Source organism: Micromonospora sp. NPDC005220 (genome assembly GCF_040607895.1).
Lineage (GTDB): Bacteria > Actinomycetota > Actinomycetes > Mycobacteriales > Micromonosporaceae > Micromonospora.
This window is the reverse complement of the sequence record NZ_JBEXHP010000003.1, coordinates 166,630-184,889: the sequence shown is the minus strand read 5'-3', so window position 1 is coordinate 184,889 and position 18,260 is coordinate 166,630. Positions and strand designations below refer to the sequence as shown.

The following is an 18,260-nucleotide window of genomic DNA, read 5'->3' as shown; positions in this document are numbered from 1 at the left end:
CCGGCGGCGCCGCGACGACAGCGGTCGCCCCGTAGGCGGGCAGGCCGAGATCCGCCGGGTGCTCGCGCAGCAACCACACCACCAGGGGTACGACCGCCAGCGCCGCCGCGGCCACCACGAGCGCGGCGGTACGCCAGCCGTGGTCGCGTACCAGGATGGCGATCAGTGGCAGGAACACCAACTGTCCGGCCGCCCCGCCGGCGGTCAGCACTCCGGTGACCAGGCCCCGGCGGCGGACGAACCACCGTCCGGTGACGGTGGCCACGAACGCCAGCGCCATCGAGCCGGTGCCCAGCCCCACCAGCACACCCCAGCAGAGCAGGAGCTGCCAGCTGGCGGTCATGAAGACCGTCAACCCGCTGCCCGCGGCGACCAGCAGCAGCGCCACCGAGACCACCCGGCGGATGCCGAACCGGTCCATCAGCGCGGCGGCGAACGGCGCGGTGAGCCCGTAGAGCAGCAGGTTGACCGAGACGGCCGCGGAGATCGTGGCCAGCGGCCAGCCGAACTCCTCGTGCAGTGGGTGCAGCAGCACCGACGGGGTGGCACGGAAGCCGGCCGCGCCGACCAGCGCCACGAAGGCGACGGCGGCGACCAGCCAGGCGGGATGCAGACGGCGGTTCTTGGTCACGGGACAAGTCTGAGTTCGGCCACTCACCTGGACGAGTGGCCGGAAAGCCATCATGCGCAATAATCGGGCCATGACCGCTCGCCCGCACCGGATCGCCGTACTCGCTCTGCACCAGGTGGTTGGCCTGGACCTCGGCACTCCGTCGCAGGTCTTCAGCACCGCCCGGACCGCCGACGGGACATCCTTCTACGACGTCCGGGTGTGCACCCCGGGCGGGCAGCCGGTACGCAGCACCGCCGGCTTCCAGGTGGTCCCCGACCACGGTCTGGAACTGCTCGACACCGCCGACACGGTGATCGTCCCGGGCATCCACGACGGCACCGCGTTGACAGTGGGCACCGTCGAGCCGGAGGTGACCGCTGCGCTGCGTGCGGCGTACGAGCGGGGCGCCCGGATCATGTCGATCTGCACCGGCGCGTTCGTGCTCGCCGCCGCCGGGCTCCTCGACGGGCGGCGGGCGACCACCCACTGGGCGTACGCCGAGCGGTTCCGTCGCCTGCACGGCCAGGTGGACCTCGACCCGGGCGTGCTGTTCATCGCCGACGACCGGGTGCTCACCTCGGCCGGAGTCGCCGCCGGCATCGACCTCTGCCTGCACGTGATCCGCCTCGACCACGGCAGCGAGGTGGCCAACCGGGCGGCCCGCCGCTGCGTGGTGCCACCGTGGCGCGACGGCGGCCAGGCGCAGTACATCGAGCAGCCGGTACCGAAGGCGACCGACACCAGCACGGCAGGCGCCCGGGAGTGGGCGCGGCAGCGGCTGCACGAGCCGATCGCGCTGCGCGACCTGGCCGAGCAGGCGCGGATGAGCGTGCGCACCTTCACCCGACGCTTCCGGTCGGAGACCGGCCTGAGCCCGGCCCAGTGGCTGCTGCAACAGCGCACCGACCACGCGAGACTGCTGCTGGAGACGACCGACCTCACCGTCGACCAGATCGCCCACCGCTCAGGTTTTGGCACCACCGCCGCCCTACGCCAGCAACTCCACCAACGCATCGGAGTGGCCCCGTCCACCTACCGCCGCACCTTCCACCCCCGCCCCGCCCTAACCAAACCCTGACCCCCCAGCCGCACCCCCACTCGCGCACCCGCGCACCCGCGCACCCGCGCACCCGCGCACCCGCGATCTTGCAATTACTGTCGCCCAACTGCCCAGTCTTGCCGCTTTTGTCGGGACGGCAAGTCCAAGATCGACGCAGAGCTTTGGGGTGGGGCCGGGTGGAGCAGCGAGCGTGATGTCTGTCCGTCATCACGATGACTCACAGACATCACGCTCAATTTGGCAAGACCTTCGACACTCTCCGCGACGCCAGCTAAGCCAGCTAAGCCGGCCACGCCGGCCACGCCGGCTGCACGGAGCCGTTCGGGGCCGAGCGTCTTTGGCCGCTCAGGCCCGGAGGAGGTGTAGTTGGGACTGGTGCTTCGGCAGGTGCACCCGGGTGTGCAGGTCCAGGGTGCGGGACCAGGGCAGCGGCTGGTCGACGACGAGGTCGAAGCCCTCGCGCAGGTGGGTCTCGACCGGGGTGTCCGCCGCCAGCCCGAGCTGATCGACGAGCCCGCACAGCCGATCGCTGGTGCCGTGCAGCAGAGCGGTCAGTCCACGCAGACCACCCTGCTCGGCGGCGAGCGCGTCGAGCTGCGGACGGTGGATGTCCTCTTCCAACTCGTAGTAGGCGAACGGCGACCCGGCCAGCAGCGCCTCGGTGGCCTGGATCATCAGCTCGTCGTTGGCGACGAGATGCGCCACGATCTGCTCGGCGCTGAGCTGCCCCTCAGGCGCCGCCCCGAACCCGCCACTCTCCAACTCCCGGAAGACCCCGCCATAGGCCCGCCGCAACCCCCCGCTCTCCATCCCCCCAGTCAACCGCCCCACCCCACCCCCACCCCGCCGATCATGGAGTTGTGGTGCCCGGTTCACCCGGACGGGAGGCATTCGTCCCCCACCACAACTGCATGATCGACGCCGGGCAGGGGGCGGGGGCGCGGGGCGGGGGGCAGGGGGCAGGGGGCGGGGGGCGGGGGCTAGCGGCGGGATTGGCGGGTGCGCAGGTAGTCGCTTACCACGTACTCGCCCAGGTCGTCGGTGTCCGGGGTGAACATCCGGCCCCGGCTGCGGCGGGCCACCGCGTCGACGAAGCGCCGCAGTCCCGGGTCGTCGCCGAGCATGAACAGGTTGAGCGTGGCACCGTAGCGGCTCAGCCGGTCCACCTCACGGACCGTCGCCTCGATCGTCTCCGGCAGCGGCGGCCAGTGGAACAGCGCCTCCCCGTCGTCCGGGTCCAGGTGGGCGGTCGGCTCGCCGTCGGTGACCACCAGCACGATCGGTTCGGCGTCCGGGTGCCGGCGCAGATGCCGGCCCGCCAACCGCAGCGCGTGCTGGAGGTTGGTGCCCTGCTCCATGTCCGGCTCCACGGCCGCCAACTCCTGCTGGGTGAGGGTCATCGCCTCCCGGCCGAAGCCGACGATCTGGAGGGCGTCCTGCGGAAAGCGCGTCTCCATCAGGTGTGCCAGCGCCAGCGCCGTCTGTTTCATCGGCCCCCAACGACCCTGAGAGATCATCGAGTACGACAGGTCGACGCAGAGCACCACCGCGGCCGAGGCCCGCTTCTCGGTCTCCACCACCTCGAAGTCGTCCACCGCCAACTGCACCGGAACCGTCGGCCCGGCCCGACTGACCGCCCGGGTCAGCGTCCGGACCACGTCCAACGGCTGCTCATCGCCGTACTGCCAGGGCCTGGACGCGCCGCTGACCTCGCCCGCCGCACCGGCCGAACGCAGGTCGTGCTGGCCGCGCGGCCCGGCGGTCAGCTCGGCGAAGACCCGCCGCAGCGCGGTCCCGCCGAGCCGGCGCAGCGCCTTCGGGCTCAGCGTGAGCCCTTCCGCGTCCCGACTCACCCACCCCTGGCGGCGCAGCTCCCGCTCCAGATCGCGCAGCCGGCGAACGTCGTCGGCCGCGTCCCGGCCCAGCGTGCGGGCCACCGCGTCGACGTCCACGTCATCGAGGGTCGCCCCCGGGTGTTCCTGGTCGAGCTGGTCCAACAGGTCGTCCAACTCGCCGATCTCACTCAGCGCACCGGCCGCGTCGGAGTAGTCCAACGGCTGGTCGCCGCGGACCCGCTCACCCCGCCCCCAGCGCAGATCGGGTCGCAGCGCCCGCAGGTTCGCGTCGAGCGAGGACAACTCTCCCGCGAGGCGGTCGCCGAGCGACTGCTGCATCAGCCCGGCCAGCTCGGCGCGCTGCCGCTCCGACAGCGAGTTCATCAGTCGCTGACCCGCCGCCGCCCGGCGGGCCAACACGTCGATCAACTCGTCGACGGTCTCCGGCTTCTCCGGGAAGAAGTCGCCGTGACGGCGCATGAACTCGGCGAACGCGTCGGTGGTGTCCTCCGCGCGACCGTGCCGGGCGAGCAGGTCGTTCAGGTCGCCCATCATCTCGGCGAGCCGCTGCTGGGCGGCCGGGTCGGCGGAGGCGCGCACCGCGTCGCGCAGGCCGGCGAAGCGCTGGCCGAGCACGTCGTCGCGGAGCTGGTCGAGGATCTGCTGGTACGAGCGGCGGGCCTCGTCGCTGGCCCACTGGTAGCCGGACAGCTCCTCCACCGCCCGCGCGGTCGAGCGGGGCAGATTGTCCAGCACCGCCGCGGCGAATCGCGCGTCGTCGTCGTCGCGACCCCGCAGCTCGTCCCGCTCGGCGGCGAGAGCCTGGTCGAGCAGGGCCTGGGCCCGCGTCACCGCGCCGTCCAGGTCGCCCCTGCGCAGCGCCTCCCGACGCAACCGCCGGGCCCGGGCGGCCAGGTCGTCCAGGCCACCCCGACCCTGCGGGCCACGGCGCAGCAGGTCGCGCAGCGCCTCCCGCAGGCTGCCACCGGCCAGCACCTCGGCGCCGACCGCGTCCACCGCCTCGCGCACGTCGTACGGGGGTGCGAGCGGGTCAGGCCCGCCGTTCCACTGCCCGTACCGGAACCGGTTGCCGGCCACGGTCAGCCCCGGCCGCCGTAGACGGTGCGCCCGGAGTCGGTGACGTCCTTGCCGAGCCGGCGGGTCAGGTGCAGCCCCTCCAGCACGAACTCGACGGCCGCGGCGGCCTCCTCCGAGGTGGGCGCGTCGCCGAGGTCGAGCCGGTCCAGAACCTTCGCCAACCCGGGTACGGTGCCGACCTGGCGCAGCAGCTCGGCGGCGCTGACCAACTCGCCGGTCTCGATCGCGGCGCCGTCCTCGACCAGGGCGGTGAATCCGGAGAGGTCCAGCCCGGCGAGGTGGGCCCGGAACGTCTCGGCGGTCGCGGTACGCAGCAGATGCGCGAGGATCTCGGTCTCCCGCCCCTCCTCGCCGCTCTCGAACTCGACCTTGCCGCGCAGCGTGCTGGTCACCGACACCGCGTCACCGACCCGGGCGACGGCGGCCTCGGGACGCCCCTCCGGGGAGCCGGAGGCGGCGAGCAGGCCGGCGCGGCGCAGCGCGGCACCGGCGACCGTCTCGGCGGCGGCGATGGCGAACCGGGCGGAGACACCGGAGCGCGGGTCCACCGACGGCGACTCCCGGACGGCGCGGGCGAAGCGGGCCAGCACCTCCAGCACATGCTCCGGCACGGCGGCGACCAGGTCGGCCTCCTGCCGGATGAGGTCCAGCTCCAACTCCAGCTCGACGGGGTAGTGGGTGCGGATCTCCGCGCCGAACCGGTCCTTGAGCGGGGTGATGATCCGGCCCCGGTTGGTGTAGTCCTCCGGGTTGGCGCTGGCCACGAGGAGCAGGTCCAGGGGCAGCCGCAGCTGGTAGCCGCGAACCTGGATGTCCCGCTCCTCCAGCACGTTGAGCAGCGCCACCTGGATCCGCTCGGCCAGGTCGGGCAGCTCGTTGACGGCGAAGATGCCCCGGTTGGTACGCGGCACCAACCCGAAGTGGATGGTTTCCGGGTCGCCGAGCGTACGACCCTGGGCGATCCGGATCGGGTCGACGTCACCGATCAGGTCGCCGACGCTGGTGTCCGGGGTGGCCAACTTCTCGCCGTACCGCATCGAGCGGTGCAGCCAGCCGATCGGCAGCTCGTCGCCGGCCTCCGCGACCTGGGCGCGCGACGCCGGGGTGAGCGGGTGCATCGGGTGCTCGTTGAGGACCGAGCCGGGGATGACCGGGGTCCACTCGTCGAGCAGCGCGCCCAGCGAGCGGATCAGCCGGGTCTTGCCCTGGCCGCGCTCGCCGAGCAGCACCATGTCGTGCCCGGCGAGCAGGGCCCGCTCGACCTCGGGCAGCACGGTGTCGTCGTAGCCGACGATGCCGGGGAAACGGGTCTCGCCGGAACGCATCCGGGCGAGGAGGTTGTCACGGAGTTCCTGCTTGACGGTGCGGTACTGGTGACCGGCCGCCCGCAGCGCGCCGAGCGTGCCGGGCAGGTCGGCCGGTGGAACCGGGATTACCGGGGTAGGCGCAGTCACCCGACCCACGCTAGCTCACATTCGCCGGGGTGCCCCGGGCATCAGGGGGGCACCCCCCTCCCACCCTCAGCCCCGGTCGCACCGCCGGCAGGCACCGCGGCGCCGCAGGTGGTACGCGTAGGTGGCCGCGCCGAGCGCCACGCCCCACACCGGCCAGAGCCGCTGTGGGAACCCGGCCAGGCCGGTCATCCAGCGCGGGAACCGCTCCCCGGGGAAGGGACCGATCAGCCCGACGGGGTGACGAAACCGGACTCGTAGGCGGCGATGACCGCCTGGGTACGGTCGCGGACGCCCAGCTTGGCCAGCACGTTGCCGACGTGCGTCTTGACCGTCTCCACCCCGACCACCAGGTGTGCGGCGATCTCCGGGTTGGACCGGCCGGTGGTCATCAACCGCAGCACCTCGGCCTCCCGTTCCGTGAGCCGGGCGCCGCTCAACCGGTCGCCGCCGGCCGGCCCGTACGCCCCGACCAGCTGGCGGATCGCGGCCGGGAAGAGCAACGACTCCCCCGCCGCGACCACTCGGATGGCCTCCACCACCTCGGCCGGCCGGGCCCGTTTGAGCAGGAACCCGGAGGCGCCGGCGCGCATCGCCTCGTAGACGTACTCGTCGTTGGCGAACGTGGTGACCACCAGCACCCGGGGCGGGTCGGCGGAGGTGGCCAGCAGGTGCCGGGTGGCCTGGATGCCGTCGACGCCGGGCATCCGCACGTCCATGAGCACCACGTCGGGCCGGTGCCGGGCGACGAGCGGTGGCACCTCGGCCCCGTCGGCGGCTTCGGCGAGCACGTGCAGGTCGGGTTGGGCGTCGATGATCGCCCGCAGCCCGATCCGGATCAGCTCGTCGTCGTCGACGATGAGCACGCCAGTGGTCATCGCGTCTCCTCGTAGGGCAGCCGGGCCCGGATCAACCAGCGGTCGCCGTCCGGGCCCGCGGTGAGCCGCCCACCGAGCAGTAGCACCCGCTCCCGCATGCCGTCCAGACCTCGACCGCCCCGCCCCAGCCGAGCCCGGTCGGGGTTGCTCACCGCGTTCACCAGTTCCAACTCCAGCGCGTCCGGGTGCAGGTCCAGGCGTACCGTCACCGGCCCGTGGCCGTGTCGGGCGGCGTTCGTCAGTCCTTCCTGGACGATCCGGTAACCCTCCCGGGAGACCACCGCGGGCACCCGGGTCGGGTCGCCGGAGCGCTGCGCGTGCACGGCCAGGCCGGCCGCGCGGGCGTCGGCGACCAACCGGTCCAGGTCGGCGAGGGTACGCTGCGGCGCCGCCGCGCGCCGGTCGCGGCTGTTCTCCCGGAGCAGCCCGAGCACGTGGTCGAGGTCGTCCATCGCGGTCCGCCCGACGTCCTCGATGGCGATGAGCGCCCGCCGGACGAACTCCGGGTCGGTGTCGAGGACCTCACGGGCCGCCCCGGCCTGGAGGGTGGCCACGGTCAGCGCGTGACCGACCGAGTCGTGCAGCTCCCGGGCCAGCCGGTTACGTTCGGCGAGCCGGGCGGCCTGCGCTTCGAGGGCGGCGATCCGTTCCGCCTGGGCCGGGCCGAGCAGCACCGGCGCCATCGACCCGGCGAGCGCGCCGAGCCCGGCGACGGCGTAGCCGAGGGCGACCAGCAGGAGCACCCCGGTCACTGTCAGCCAGCCGCTGTCCTGCCCGTCCAGCGGCCCGTACCGTTCCCGGCTGGTCAGCTCGGCGCCGATGCCGAACTGTTGGGCGATGAACGCCAGCGCCATCGGCAGGAGGCCGAACAGCGCGATCATCACGAGAGCGCCGACGATGAGGTGGGTGGCGATCCAGAGCGCGCTGCGCAGCCGTGTTTCCCGGTCGCCGCGGTGCCCGGGCGGGGGATCGGGCAGGTCGACACCGAGCAGGGCCCGGACGGCGGCGATCTCCAACGCCCGGCTGCCGTCCAGCAGTAGCGGAACCACGGCGATCAGCGCCGCGATGACCAGCAGCGGGTAGACAAGTGGGCGTGGGGTCGTCGAGCCGGCGAGCATCTCGGCGCAGGTCACCGCGAGCAGCCCGTACGGCAGCGCCAGCACGCCGCCGAGCAACAGGAACACGCCGCGCCGCCAGGTGGTGCCGGCGATCAGCGGGGCCAGCGCTGCTCGGGGGGTCACCTCGCCATTCTGCTGCCGGAACCGGTTTCGGCGACTCCCCCGCGTCGGGGAGATGTCAGCGGTGGTCGGCGACGTACTGCTGCGGGTCCTTGTCGCGGAACGGGAGGTTGCGACCGTTCTTGTGCTCGCCGTAGAAGGTCAGCCAGCGCTGGCCCAGCTCGGCGCGGAGTTCGGTGCTGGCGTGCCGGCGGAAGTCGGGAAGCGCCTCGTCCTCCTCCTCGGCCAGGTGCTCGCTGTTCTCCCGGCGGGCGGTGCCGACCGCCGCCCACCACTGGTCCGAGCCGACCGGGTGCAGCTTCGCCTCGGCGATGGCATCGCGGATCTTGTTGTGGTCGCCGATGGCGTCGGCGGTCTCGTCCTCCCCGTCGTCGCCGTGCTTGACGAGGTGCGGGTAGAGGATCGCCTCCTCCGCCTCAGCGTGGATGTCCAGGTGCAGGGCGAGGGCGTCCCAGACGGCGAGCATCTCCTGCTCGTCGCGGGCGTCGTCGAGGCGGGCGAAGCCACGCCGGAAGGCGGCGTGGTCGTCCAGGATCAGTGCGGTGATGTCGTCCACTGTGCTCACTTTCCGGTTGGGCTGGCGAACCGGGCACGCAGCATCGCCGGCATCGCGGCGAGCCCGGTGACCGGCCGGAAGCGTTTCGCGGCCTCGGCCAGCGCCGCGTACTCGTCGTCGGCGAGGTCGATGTCGGCCGCGGCGGCGTTGCGTTCCATCTGCTCGACCCCGGAGGCGCCGGGGATGGCGAGGACGTTCGGGTGGCGCAGCAGATAGGCCAGCGCGATCTGGCTGGGGGTGGCGTCGTGGGCGTCGGCGACCTGGCGCAGGGTGTCGATCAGCGCGGCGCCGCGTTCCAGGTTCTCCGGCAGGAAGTACGGGTTGGCGCGCCGGACCGCGCCAGTCGGCGGGTGCTTCGCGTCGTAGCGGCCGGAAAGGAAGCCCTGCGCCAGCGGGCTGTACGCGATGACCACTCGACCGGCCTGCCGCGCGTACGGCAGCAGGTCCTGCTCGGGGGCGCGGTCGAGCATGCTGTAGCGGACCTGGTTGCTGAGCACCCGCCGGCCGAGCGCCGCTTCGGCGACCTGCCAGCGGCGCAGCCCGTAGTTGCTGACGCCGACCTCGGTGACCAGCCCGACGTCCTGCAGGGTCCGCATGCCGCGCATGGTGGTGTGGTCGGCGACCAGCGGGTTGGGCTGGTGCACCTGGTAGAGGTCGATGCTGGTGACGCCGAGCCGAGCCGCCGAGGCGACCGCCCGCTGCTGCACCACCGCGGCCACCGGCAGCACGGGCAAGATCTTGCTGGCGACCACGACCTTGGGCCGGTCGTCGCCGAGCGCCGCGCCGAGGATGCGTTCGCTGCGCCCGAAGCCGTAGACCTCCGCGCTGTCGAAGACCGTCACGCCCAGCTCGACGGCCCGCCGGACGATCTGCGCCGCCTGCCGCTCGAAGTCCCGGCCGTACCCCCATTCCCGGGAGCCGAACTGCCAGGTGCCCAAACCGATCTTGGACAGCGGTTTGGGGGTGTCGAGCGCAATGAAACGCATGGCGTCGAAACTACCCCGATGTCCCGGTTTCCACGCCCGATCCGCAACATGCTGGGCCGGAGTTAGGCTCATGATCGTGACCTACCTCGCCGCGGATGACCGCTACGACACCATGACCTACCGGCGCAGCGGACGCAGTGGCCTGCGGCTGCCGGCCGTCTCACTCGGGCTGTGGCACAACTTTGGTCCGGACCGCCCGTTCGAACGGCAGCGCGACATCGTCCGGCGCGCCTTCGACCTGGGTGTCACCCACTTCGACCTGGCCAACAACTACGGCCCGCCGCCCGGTTCGGCGGAGGAGAACTTCGGCCGGATGCTCGCCACCGACCTGAAGCCCTACCGGGACGAGCTGGTCATCTCCAGCAAGGCCGGGTACCTCATGTGGCCCGGCCCGTACGGCGAGTGGGGCTCCCGCAAGAACCTGATCTCGTCGCTGGACCAGTCGCTGGGCCGGATGGGGCTGGACTACGTCGACATCTTCTACTCGCACCGGTTCGACCCGGAGACCCCCCTCGAAGAGACGATGGGCGCGCTCGACGCCGTCGTCCGCTCCGGCAAGGCGCTCTACGTCGGCATCTCGAACTACAACTCGGAGCAGACCAGGAGGGCTGCCGAGATCCTGCGCGAGCTGGGTACGCCGCTGCTGATCAACCAGCCGTCGTACTCGATGCTCAACCGCTGGACCGAGTCCGACGGCCTGCTCGACACGCTGGAGCAGGTGGGCGCGGGCTGCATCGCGTACAGCCCGTTGGCCCAGGGCCTGCTGACCGACCGTTACCTGGGCGGCATCCCGGCCGACTCGCGGGTTCGCACCAGCGTCTTCCTCAACGAGAGCGACCTCAGCGAGGAGAAGATGGCCACGATCCGTGGGCTCGGCGCGGTCGCCGAGCGGCGCGGCCAGTCCCTCGCGCAACTCGCGTTGGCCTGGGCGCTGCGTGACCCGCGGATGACCAGCCTGATCATCGGGGCGAGCAGCGTCGAGCAGTTGGAGACGAACATCGCCGCGCTGGACAACCTCGACTTCACCGCCGAGGAGTTGGCCGAGATCGAGCGACACCTGGGCTGACCACCTCCGGGCACCGGGCGGGTCGGGTCACCAGATCCGGCGCCGCCCGGCCCGGTGGTTGCGGACCTCGCACTGCCGGCCCACCGGTGCGACGGCGCTGCGACGTCGCCGTCCGGCACCGATCAGCAGCGCCAGGACCAGCACGGCGGCGGCGCCAGCCAGCACCGGCCACCGGCGACCGAGGTCGGTCACCGACGCCACCGGCACGCCCGGGTCGGCCGCCGCCGCCGCCACCGGCTCGGTGGCGGCCGGCGCACTCACTGCGGTACGCGGCGGGCTCTTCGGCGCGGCGCCCTTCGCCGGGGTGGGGCTGGCCTTGGCACCACGGAACACCACGTCCGAGCAGGAGTAGTAGGTGTCCGGGGTGTTGGAGTTCTGCCAGATCGTGTAGATCAGGTGTCGACCGCTGCGGCCCGCCGGCAGCCGACCCGCCAGCTGGTACGACCCGGCCCGTACCGGCGGGTCGGTAAGCGTCAGAAACGGGCGCGACTCCAGATCCGCCCAGGTCAGCTTCTTGCGCGGGTCGTAGTCGGGCGTGGTGACGTAGAGCCGGAAGGTGCCCCGGTGCTGGATGGTGGTCCGGTACTTGAAGGTGAACGTCGCGCCGGCGGTCAGCGCGGTGCTCGGCCAGTCGGTGCGGGGCAGGTCCAGCCCCCGGTACGCGGACAGCCCACCGCTGCACAGCTCACCGTCCGGGATCCGTTCCCGATCTCGCCCGTTGATCGTGGAAACTCGCACGTTGTCCCACTCACGCACAGCAGCACCCGCCTGGACAGCGGCCTTACAGGCGGCGGTGGCCGCGTACCGGCCCTCGGGGCCACAGGCCGCCGCGCGACTGATCGGGTCGGTCGGGGCGCCGTGGGCGGCGGCGGGCGTGGCGGCCAGCGGCACGGTCGCGGCAGCGACCAGCACCGTGGCGAGGAGCCGGCGTACGGGCATGAGGACGACCTCCGCCCACTGGTACGGCCGGGAAGCGGCAAAGGTTCGACGCTCACCGTCCCGCTCGGCTCGGCCGAGCCTGGTCGCCGGGGCGCCGAGCGGGAATCCGGCGGGTGGGTGCGGCGTTTCGATACTCGGAACCGCGTGAACCGAGGAGGCAGACATGAAGGTACGTAGCTCGTTGCGTGCACTGAAGCAGAAGCCGGGTTCGGTGGTGGTCCGCCGTCGTGGCCGGGTGGTCGTGGTGAACCGCGCGAACCCGCAGTGGAAGAGCCGCCAGGGCTGATTCCGCCTTTACCGGACATACAGTCGTCAACGCCCCGACCGGGTCACCTCCGGTCGGGGCGTTTCGCGTCTGACCGATCTTCGTCCGGGGGCGGCAGGGGCGCACCTGCGCTTAGTCACGTACATCTATGGCTTGTACATGTTAGCGATCACAGCTACCGTCGCCCCAGAAGCGAAGGGCACGCTTTTACGCTTCGACTCGACCCGCGCCGGCCGCTGACGCGGCCCACGGGCAACAAGGCAGGTCACTCCGGGCGTCCCGGTCGGCACTCGCACGCCACCGGGTCAGGCTGACCGCCCGATTCACCGGGAGCCGAACTCCGCACATCTCTCCAGATCCGGCACGCCGGCGCACGCCGCCGGGAGGCCCGGATCACCACCAGGCGCCATCATGGCGAGGAGTCCTCCTGATGAATTCGCAGTACATCCGAACGGCACGCCGACGGGTCGCCCTCGTCGTCGGCGCAGTGGTCATGCTGCTGACAGCGGGCCTGATGGTCGCCGGCAACGCCCAGGCGGCGGCCGGCTGCCAGGTGGCGTACACCGTGCCGTCGCAGTGGCAGGGTGGCTTCACCGCGGACGTGAAGGTCACCAACCTCGGCGACGCGGTCAACGGCTGGAGTCTGACCTGGACGTTCCCGTCCGGCCAGCGGGTCACCCAGGCGTGGAACGCGACGGTCACGTCGTCGGGCAACCAGGTCACCGCGCAGAACATGAGCTACAACGCGGCCATCGCCACGAACGCGACGGTCTCCTTCGGCTTCAACGGATCCTGGTCGGGCGGCAACATCGCACCGACGTCGTTCGCCCTCAACGGGGTGACGTGCACGGGGACCGTGGGCACGCCGACCCCGACTCCGACACCCACCCCCACCGATCCCCCGCCGTCGGGCGGCGACGCGATGGCGACGGTCGCGGCGATGCAGCCCGGCTGGAACCTCGGCAACACCCTCGACGCCATCCCCGACGAGACCGCCTGGGGCAACCCGCTGGTCACCCAGGCCCTGTTGCACCAGGTGAAGTCGCAGGGCTACAACAGCATCCGCATCCCGGTGACCTGGAGCAACCACCACGGCCCCGCCCCGACGTACACGATCGACGCCGTCTGGTTGAGTCGCGTCCGCCAGATCGTCGACTGGGCACTGGCGGAGGGCCTGTACGTGATGGTCAACCTGCATCACGACTCCTGGCAGTGGATCAACACCTACCCCGGTGACCGTACGACCGTCATGAACCGGTACACCGCGCTGTGGACCCAGATCGCCACCTCGTTCCGCAGCCACTCGTCGAAGCTCGTCTTCGAGAGCATCAACGAGCCGCAGTTCGCCGGCACCTCGGGCGACGCCCAGAGTGACGAGGTGCTGCGCGAACTCAACGTCGCGTTCGTCCGCCTCCTGCGCCAGTCCGGCGGCAACAACGCCACCCGACTACTCGTGCTGCCCACCCTCAACACCAACTCCAACCAGGCCCAGCTCGACGCGTTGGCGACCACGATCGCCCAGCTGGGCGACAGGAACATCGCGGCGACCGTCCACTTCTACGGATGGTGGCCGTTCAGCGTCAACATCGCCGGCGGCACCCGCTACGACTCCAACGTCGAGCAGGACATGATCGACGGCTTCGACCGGGTGCACAACACCTTCGTCGCCAAGGGCATCCCGGTGATCGTCGGCGAGTGGGCCCTGCTCAGCTACGACTACACCCGACCCGGCATCATCGAGCGCGGTGAGCTGCTCAAGTTCTTCGAGGCCGTCGGCTACCAGGCGCGGATCCGAAAGCTCACCACCGTCCTCTGGGACGCCGGCTCGTTCCTCAACCGCAACGACCTGCAGTGGCGGGACCCCGGCCTGTACGCGCTCATGAAGGCGAGCTGGACCACCCGCTCGGCTACGGCGTCGTCGGACCAGATCTACGTCCGCCGCACCGGCACCATCACCAGCAAGTCGCTCACCCTGAACCTCAACGGCGCCTCGTTCCGCAGCCTGCGACAGGGCAGCACCGTCCTGGCCAGCGGCAGCGACTACACCGTCTCCGGCAACACGCTGACCCTGACCAACGTCGCGCTGACCCGCCTGGTCGGCAACCGCGCCCCGGGCGTCAACGCCAACCTCGAGGCGACCTTCTCGCAGGGCGTGCCGTGGCCCATCAGCATCATCTCCTACGACCCGCCGACGCAGACCGCGGCGAACGGGACGACCAGCTCCTTCGTCATCCCCACCCAGTTCCGCGGTGACCAGCTCGCCACCATGGAGGCCAAGTACGCCGACGGCAGCCCCGCCGGCCCGGCCAACTGGACCTCGTACAAGGAGTTCTGGAGCAACTTCCAACCCGACTACAGCGCGAACACCATCCTGCTGAAGCCGGAGTTCTTCGCCGAGGTCAACGACGGCGCGGCCGTCACTCTCACGTTCCACTTCTGGAGCGGCACACAGGTCACGTACCGCGTGACGAAGACCGGGACGTCGGTCACCGGAAGTCCCGCCTGACGCCGTAGCACGAACCCGGACCCCGGGGATGGATCAGGACGACAGTCAGCGGCCCGGTTGATGATCATCAACCGGGCCGCTGAACCGCGTTCGCAAGGTGGAGCCGAGGGGACTCGAACCCCTGACCCCCACACTGCCAGTGTGGTGCGCTACCAGCTGCGCCACGGCCCCTTGCTGTTGTCCCGGTCGCCCGGGCACTGGGAAACTATACACAGACCGGCCCGCATGGTCATCTCGCGGGGGTCCCCGCCGAACCGGCTCAGTTGAGCGCCACGTCCGGCGGGAAGTGCGCGACGGCGGCCATCATCCCGCCCTGCCGGCGCAGCACCATCGGCCACAGGTCGTCGGGCCGGTCGACGAAGGCGTCCCCGGGCAGCCCATCCAGCACGAACCAGGACCCGTCGGCGATCTCCTGCTCCAACTGACCGCTGCCCCAGCCGGAGTAGCCGGCGAAGACCCGGATGCCGCCGATGCTCTCCCGCAGCCGCTCCGGGTCGATCGAGAGGTCGATCGTGCCGACCGCCCCGGAGACCTGGTGGAAGCCCTTCAGCCGGCGCATCGGGTGCCGCATCCGGGCGAGGCAGATGGCCGAGTCGGGCTGCACCGGGCCGCCCTCGAAGAGCACCGCCGGGTGGCGGGCCAGGTCGCTCCAGTCACCGAGCACCTCGGCCACCGGCACCTCGGTGGCCCGGTTCAGCACCACGCCGAGCGCGCCGCCCGGCTCGTGGGCGACCAGCAGCACCACCGTACGGTCGAAGTTGGGGTCCTTGAGCGCCGGAGTCGCGACCAGCAGCCGCCCGGTCATCGACTCCATCGCTCGTCCGCCGATCGCCTGGCCCTCTCCCTGCATGCCACACACCCGTCAACCGTGAGCCCGCGCCGGGGGCCGGTCATCGACCGGATCCACCCGGCGCATCGGGTTCAGCCGCGCTGTCAACGCCATGCCTGGCACCATAGCCTGCGTCCCGGGCGCTGGCTAAGGTCTGACCGGCGGGTGATCGGACAGTTGAGACGAAGGGCCGACGCACCCGACGGCAGACCTCGCGGTGATCGACGGGTCAGGACCACCGACGGCCGAGAAACGCCCGAAAGGTCCGTCACATCCCGATAGATTCGGCTGATCGGGAGGGCGACCGCGGTTGCCCCTGCCCGCGACACGGAGGCGGGTGGCGATGGCAACTGTCCGGGACGCGACGTACGACGTGCTCCGCACCCTTGGGATCACCACTGTCTTCGGCAACCCCGGCTCCACCGAGGAGCCGTTCCTCCAGGACTTCCCCTCCGACTTCCACTACGTCCACGCGCTGCAGGAGGCGACGGCCGTGGCGATGGCCGACGGCTACGCCCAGGCCAGCGGCGTGGTCGCCCACGTCAACCTGCACACCGCCCCGGGCACCGGCAACGGCCTGGGCAATCTGGTCACCGCCTGGCACAACAAGACCCCGCTGATCGTCACCGCCGGCCAGCAGACCCGGGAGATGCTGCTCCTCGAACCCCGGCTGACCAACCGCCGATCCACCGAGCTTCCGCAGCCCTACGTGAAATGGGCGTACGAGCCGCCCCGGGCGCAGGACATCCCCGCGGCGATGCTGCGGGCGTACGCGACGGCGGTGCAGCCACCGGCCGGGCCGGTCTACCTCTCCCTGCCGATGGACGACTGGGCCCAGCCAGCCGACCCACCGCCCGCGCCGCGAACGGTGGCCACCCGGTTCGCACCGGACCCGCAGCGGCTGGACGAGTTCGTCCGGGTGCTGGCCGGTAGCCGCAACCCGGTGCTCGTGTACGGGCCGGGGGTGGACCGCTCCGCGAGCTGGCCGGCCGCGGTGACGCTGGCCGAGCGGCTCGCCGCCCCGGTCTGGTCGGCCCCCGCCCCCGAGCGGGCCGTGTTCCCCGAGGACCATCCGCACTTCCGGGGCGTGCTGCCGTACGCGATCGGCCCCCTCGCCGAGGCGCTGCGCGGACACGACACGGTGCTGGTCATCGGCGCCCCGGTGTTCCGCTACTACCCGTACGTTCCGGGCGGTTACCTGCCCGACGGCGCCCGGCTGCTGCACATCACGGACGACCCGGACGAGGCGGCGCGAGCCCCGGTCGGTGACAGTCTGCTCAGTGACCCGGGGCTGGCCCTGGCCGCGCTTGTCGAACGGGTGCCGCCGAGCGACCGGCCGGCACCCACGGGACGGGACGCGCCACCACCGCCCGAGGTCGGCATCCCACTGAGCGCCGACGCCCTGTTCGCCGCGCTGGCCGCGCACTGGCCGACCGACGGCGTGCTGGTCCAGGAGTCACCATCCAATCTGTCCGCGCTGCGTCGTCAGCTACGGATCACCCGCCCGGCGTCGTACTTCACCATGGCCAGCGGCGGCCTCGGCTACGGCCTGCCGGCGGCGATCGGCGTCGCCCTGGCCGAGCGGGACGCCGGGCGCGGTCGCCCGGTGGTGGCGGTGGTCGGCGACGGCTCGTTCCACTACTCGGTGCAGGCGCTCTGGACGGCCGCGCGCCTGGCCCTGCCGGTGGTGGTCGTCGTCCCGGTCAACCAGCAGTACGCGATCCTCAAGGCGTTCGCCGAGCTGAAGCACACTCCCGGGGTGCCCGGCCTGGACCTGCCAGGTCTGGACATCCTCGCGGTCGCGGCCGGTTACGGCTGTGCCAGCGAGGTGGTGGAGACCCCCGATCAGCTCGGCGCGGCGCTCGCCGCCGGGCTGCCCGCCGACCGTCCCACGGTGTTGGCGGTGCCGATCAGCACCGACGTGCCCAGCATCCTCTGAGCCGAGTCAGCGCGGTGCGATCGACAGCGGGGCGCCGGTGAAGACGTCCAGCACCGGCCGAGCGCCCAGCGGCGCGGCGAGGGTGACGGTGACCGGCTCCAGTTTCAGCATGGCGACGCACTCGCCGGTGGCCCGGGTGACACCGCCACCGACCACCACGACGTCCGGCCGTTCCCACACCAACGGCGTGATCCCGGTGTCGCACGCGCCGACGCCGAGCCGCACGGTCAACCGGGCGTCGTCGACGGCGGCCAGGTCCTGGGCCGCCACCAGGCCGTCCGGCAGCGGCCGGGCCGGCGCGGTGGGCTCGGGGACAGCCGCTACCGCCGTCGGCGCGACGGCGAGCCGGGCCACCGGAGTGGCCAGCTCCCTGATGGTGAAGAGCCAGGCCGGAACCTGCGCCACACCCCGGCTGGTACGGACCGGCACGGCACCGAACGTCACACCGGTGACGGTGAGCGGGAGACAGGCGGTCTGGGTGGTGCTGGTGGCCCACCCGTCGGGCCCTGGCTCGACTGTGGGGCCGCCGGGGGTGGGCCGGCCGGGCCGCTTCGGCCGCCCCGGGCACGGCAACGGGTCACCCTGGTCGAGCTGCCGGTACGCCTCAGCGGCGCTGACCAACGGCAGTGTCAGCCGGCCGTCCGTGAATCGGATCTCGCCGCCGACCCGGGTCGGCGGTATCGGAACCTCCTCCCGGTACCAGCCGGACCGGAAGGCCGCCTCGGTGTCGGGGGTGAAGCCCGGGTCACCGGTGAGCAGCGTCGGCCCCTCCAACGGCACGTACCCCGTGCGCCAGTCGGGGCCGGGCCGCCACGCCTCGGCAACCTGGGCGGCCCGCTGGTCGAACGCCTCGACGCGGCCCTCGGGGCTGCGGACGGCGTCGACCGGACCGACGCCGGTCGCGGCACAGCCCGCGCTCAGGAGTAAGGGGAGCACGAGCAGCAGGGCAGGCCGATTCATGTACGGTTCGACGCCCCCGTCGACCGGCCGGTTCCCGACCC

General features: G+C 72.0%; 17 protein-coding genes and 1 tRNA gene. 5 read left to right on the top strand and 13 right to left on the bottom strand.

Annotated elements, in window-relative coordinates; genetic code table 11:
* A partial coding sequence (locus tag ABZU52_RS02805; protein WP_354969374.1) for an MFS transporter occupies positions 1 to 631 on the bottom strand: 631 nt, incomplete at its 3' end.
* A gap of 52 nt (positions 632 to 683) precedes the next feature.
* Between ABZU52_RS02805 and ABZU52_RS02800 the strand changes: the two genes are divergently transcribed.
* Positions 684 to 1,691 carry a DJ-1/PfpI family protein gene (locus ABZU52_RS02800; RefSeq protein WP_354969373.1) on the top strand — a complete coding sequence of 336 codons (1,008 nt, stop codon included), beginning with the start codon at positions 684 to 686 and terminating at the stop codon, positions 1,689 to 1,691.
* A gap of 327 nt (positions 1,692 to 2,018) precedes the next feature.
* Here ABZU52_RS02800 and ABZU52_RS02795 read toward each other — a convergent pair whose 3' ends face one another.
* The 8 genes from ABZU52_RS02795 to ABZU52_RS02760 form a co-directional block, all read right to left on the bottom strand.
* On the bottom strand, positions 2,019 to 2,483 hold the full coding sequence (locus ABZU52_RS02795) for a hypothetical protein (protein ID WP_354969372.1): 465 nt from the start codon (positions 2,481 to 2,483) through the stop codon (positions 2,019 to 2,021).
* Between the two features lie 170 nt (positions 2,484 to 2,653).
* Positions 2,654 to 4,606: a VWA domain-containing protein gene (locus ABZU52_RS02790; RefSeq protein WP_354969371.1), complete on the bottom strand. Its 1,953-nt coding sequence runs from the start codon at positions 4,604 to 4,606 to the stop codon at positions 2,654 to 2,656.
* A 2-nt stretch (positions 4,607 to 4,608) separates the two neighbouring features.
* A complete protein-coding gene (locus tag ABZU52_RS02785; protein ID WP_354969370.1) occupies positions 4,609 to 6,069 on the bottom strand; it encodes a sigma 54-interacting transcriptional regulator in 1,461 nt (486 codons plus the stop codon).
* A gap of 57 nt (positions 6,070 to 6,126) precedes the next feature.
* Positions 6,127 to 6,249: a hypothetical protein gene (locus ABZU52_RS02780; RefSeq protein ID WP_354969369.1), complete on the bottom strand. Its 123-nt coding sequence runs from the start codon at positions 6,247 to 6,249 to the stop codon at positions 6,127 to 6,129.
* 35 nt (positions 6,250 to 6,284) lie between these two features.
* A complete protein-coding gene (locus ABZU52_RS02775; RefSeq protein ID WP_354969368.1) occupies positions 6,285 to 6,935 on the bottom strand; it encodes a response regulator transcription factor in 651 nt (216 codons plus the stop codon).
* Positions 6,932 to 8,176, bottom strand: coding sequence for a histidine kinase (locus tag ABZU52_RS02770; RefSeq protein WP_354969367.1), 1,245 nt, complete (start codon positions 8,174 to 8,176; stop codon positions 6,932 to 6,934). The genes ABZU52_RS02775 and ABZU52_RS02770 overlap by 4 nt, the downstream gene beginning before the upstream one ends.
* A gap of 55 nt (positions 8,177 to 8,231) precedes the next feature.
* A complete protein-coding gene (locus tag ABZU52_RS02765; RefSeq protein ID WP_354969366.1) occupies positions 8,232 to 8,729 on the bottom strand; it encodes a hemerythrin domain-containing protein in 498 nt (165 codons plus the stop codon).
* 5 nt (positions 8,730 to 8,734) lie between these two features.
* The gene (locus ABZU52_RS02760) at positions 8,735 to 9,715 is read right to left on the bottom strand and encodes an aldo/keto reductase (protein WP_354969365.1); all 981 of its coding nucleotides are present in this window, start codon (positions 9,713 to 9,715) and stop codon (positions 8,735 to 8,737) included.
* 70 nt (positions 9,716 to 9,785) lie between these two features.
* On the opposite strand from ABZU52_RS02760, the gene mgrA reads away from it, so the two are divergent.
* Entirely contained in the window at positions 9,786 to 10,781 is a 996-nt protein-coding gene (gene mgrA, locus ABZU52_RS02755; RefSeq protein ID WP_354969364.1) for an L-glyceraldehyde 3-phosphate reductase, read from the top strand.
* Positions 10,782 to 10,808: 27 nt separating this feature from the next.
* On the opposite strand, the gene ABZU52_RS02750 is transcribed toward mgrA, so the two are convergent.
* Positions 10,809 to 11,720 carry a lytic polysaccharide monooxygenase gene (locus ABZU52_RS02750; protein WP_354969363.1) on the bottom strand — a complete coding sequence of 304 codons (912 nt, stop codon included), beginning with the start codon at positions 11,718 to 11,720 and terminating at the stop codon, positions 10,809 to 10,811.
* A 163-nt stretch (positions 11,721 to 11,883) separates the two neighbouring features.
* On the opposite strand from ABZU52_RS02750, the gene ABZU52_RS02745 reads away from it, so the two are divergent.
* Complete coding sequence (locus tag ABZU52_RS02745; protein WP_030490864.1) at positions 11,884 to 12,006, top strand: 50S ribosomal protein L36; 123 nt, start codon at positions 11,884 to 11,886, stop codon at positions 12,004 to 12,006.
* A gap of 409 nt (positions 12,007 to 12,415) precedes the next feature.
* On the top strand, positions 12,416 to 14,491 hold the full coding sequence (locus ABZU52_RS02740; protein ID WP_354969362.1) for a cellulase family glycosylhydrolase: 2,076 nt from the start codon (positions 12,416 to 12,418) through the stop codon (positions 14,489 to 14,491).
* 98 nt (positions 14,492 to 14,589) lie between these two features.
* Here the strand turns inward: ABZU52_RS02740 and ABZU52_RS02735 are convergent.
* Both ABZU52_RS02735 and ABZU52_RS02730 read right to left on the bottom strand, forming a co-directional pair.
* Positions 14,590 to 14,662, bottom strand: a tRNA-Ala gene (locus ABZU52_RS02735).
* A gap of 88 nt (positions 14,663 to 14,750) precedes the next feature.
* A complete protein-coding gene (locus tag ABZU52_RS02730) occupies positions 14,751 to 15,341 on the bottom strand; it encodes a YqgE/AlgH family protein (protein ID WP_354969361.1) in 591 nt (196 codons plus the stop codon).
* 322 nt (positions 15,342 to 15,663) lie between these two features.
* Here ABZU52_RS02730 and mdlC point away from each other — a divergent pair, with 322 nt between their 5' ends.
* Positions 15,664 to 17,259, top strand: a complete 1,596-nt coding sequence (gene mdlC / locus ABZU52_RS02725; RefSeq protein WP_354969360.1) for a benzoylformate decarboxylase — start codon at positions 15,664 to 15,666, stop codon at positions 17,257 to 17,259.
* A gap of 6 nt (positions 17,260 to 17,265) precedes the next feature.
* Here the strand turns inward: mdlC and ABZU52_RS02720 are convergent, their stop codons facing one another.
* Entirely contained in the window at positions 17,266 to 18,219 is a 954-nt protein-coding gene (locus ABZU52_RS02720) for a hypothetical protein (protein ID WP_354969359.1), read from the bottom strand.
* Between the last annotated feature and the right edge of the window lie 41 nt (positions 18,220 to 18,260).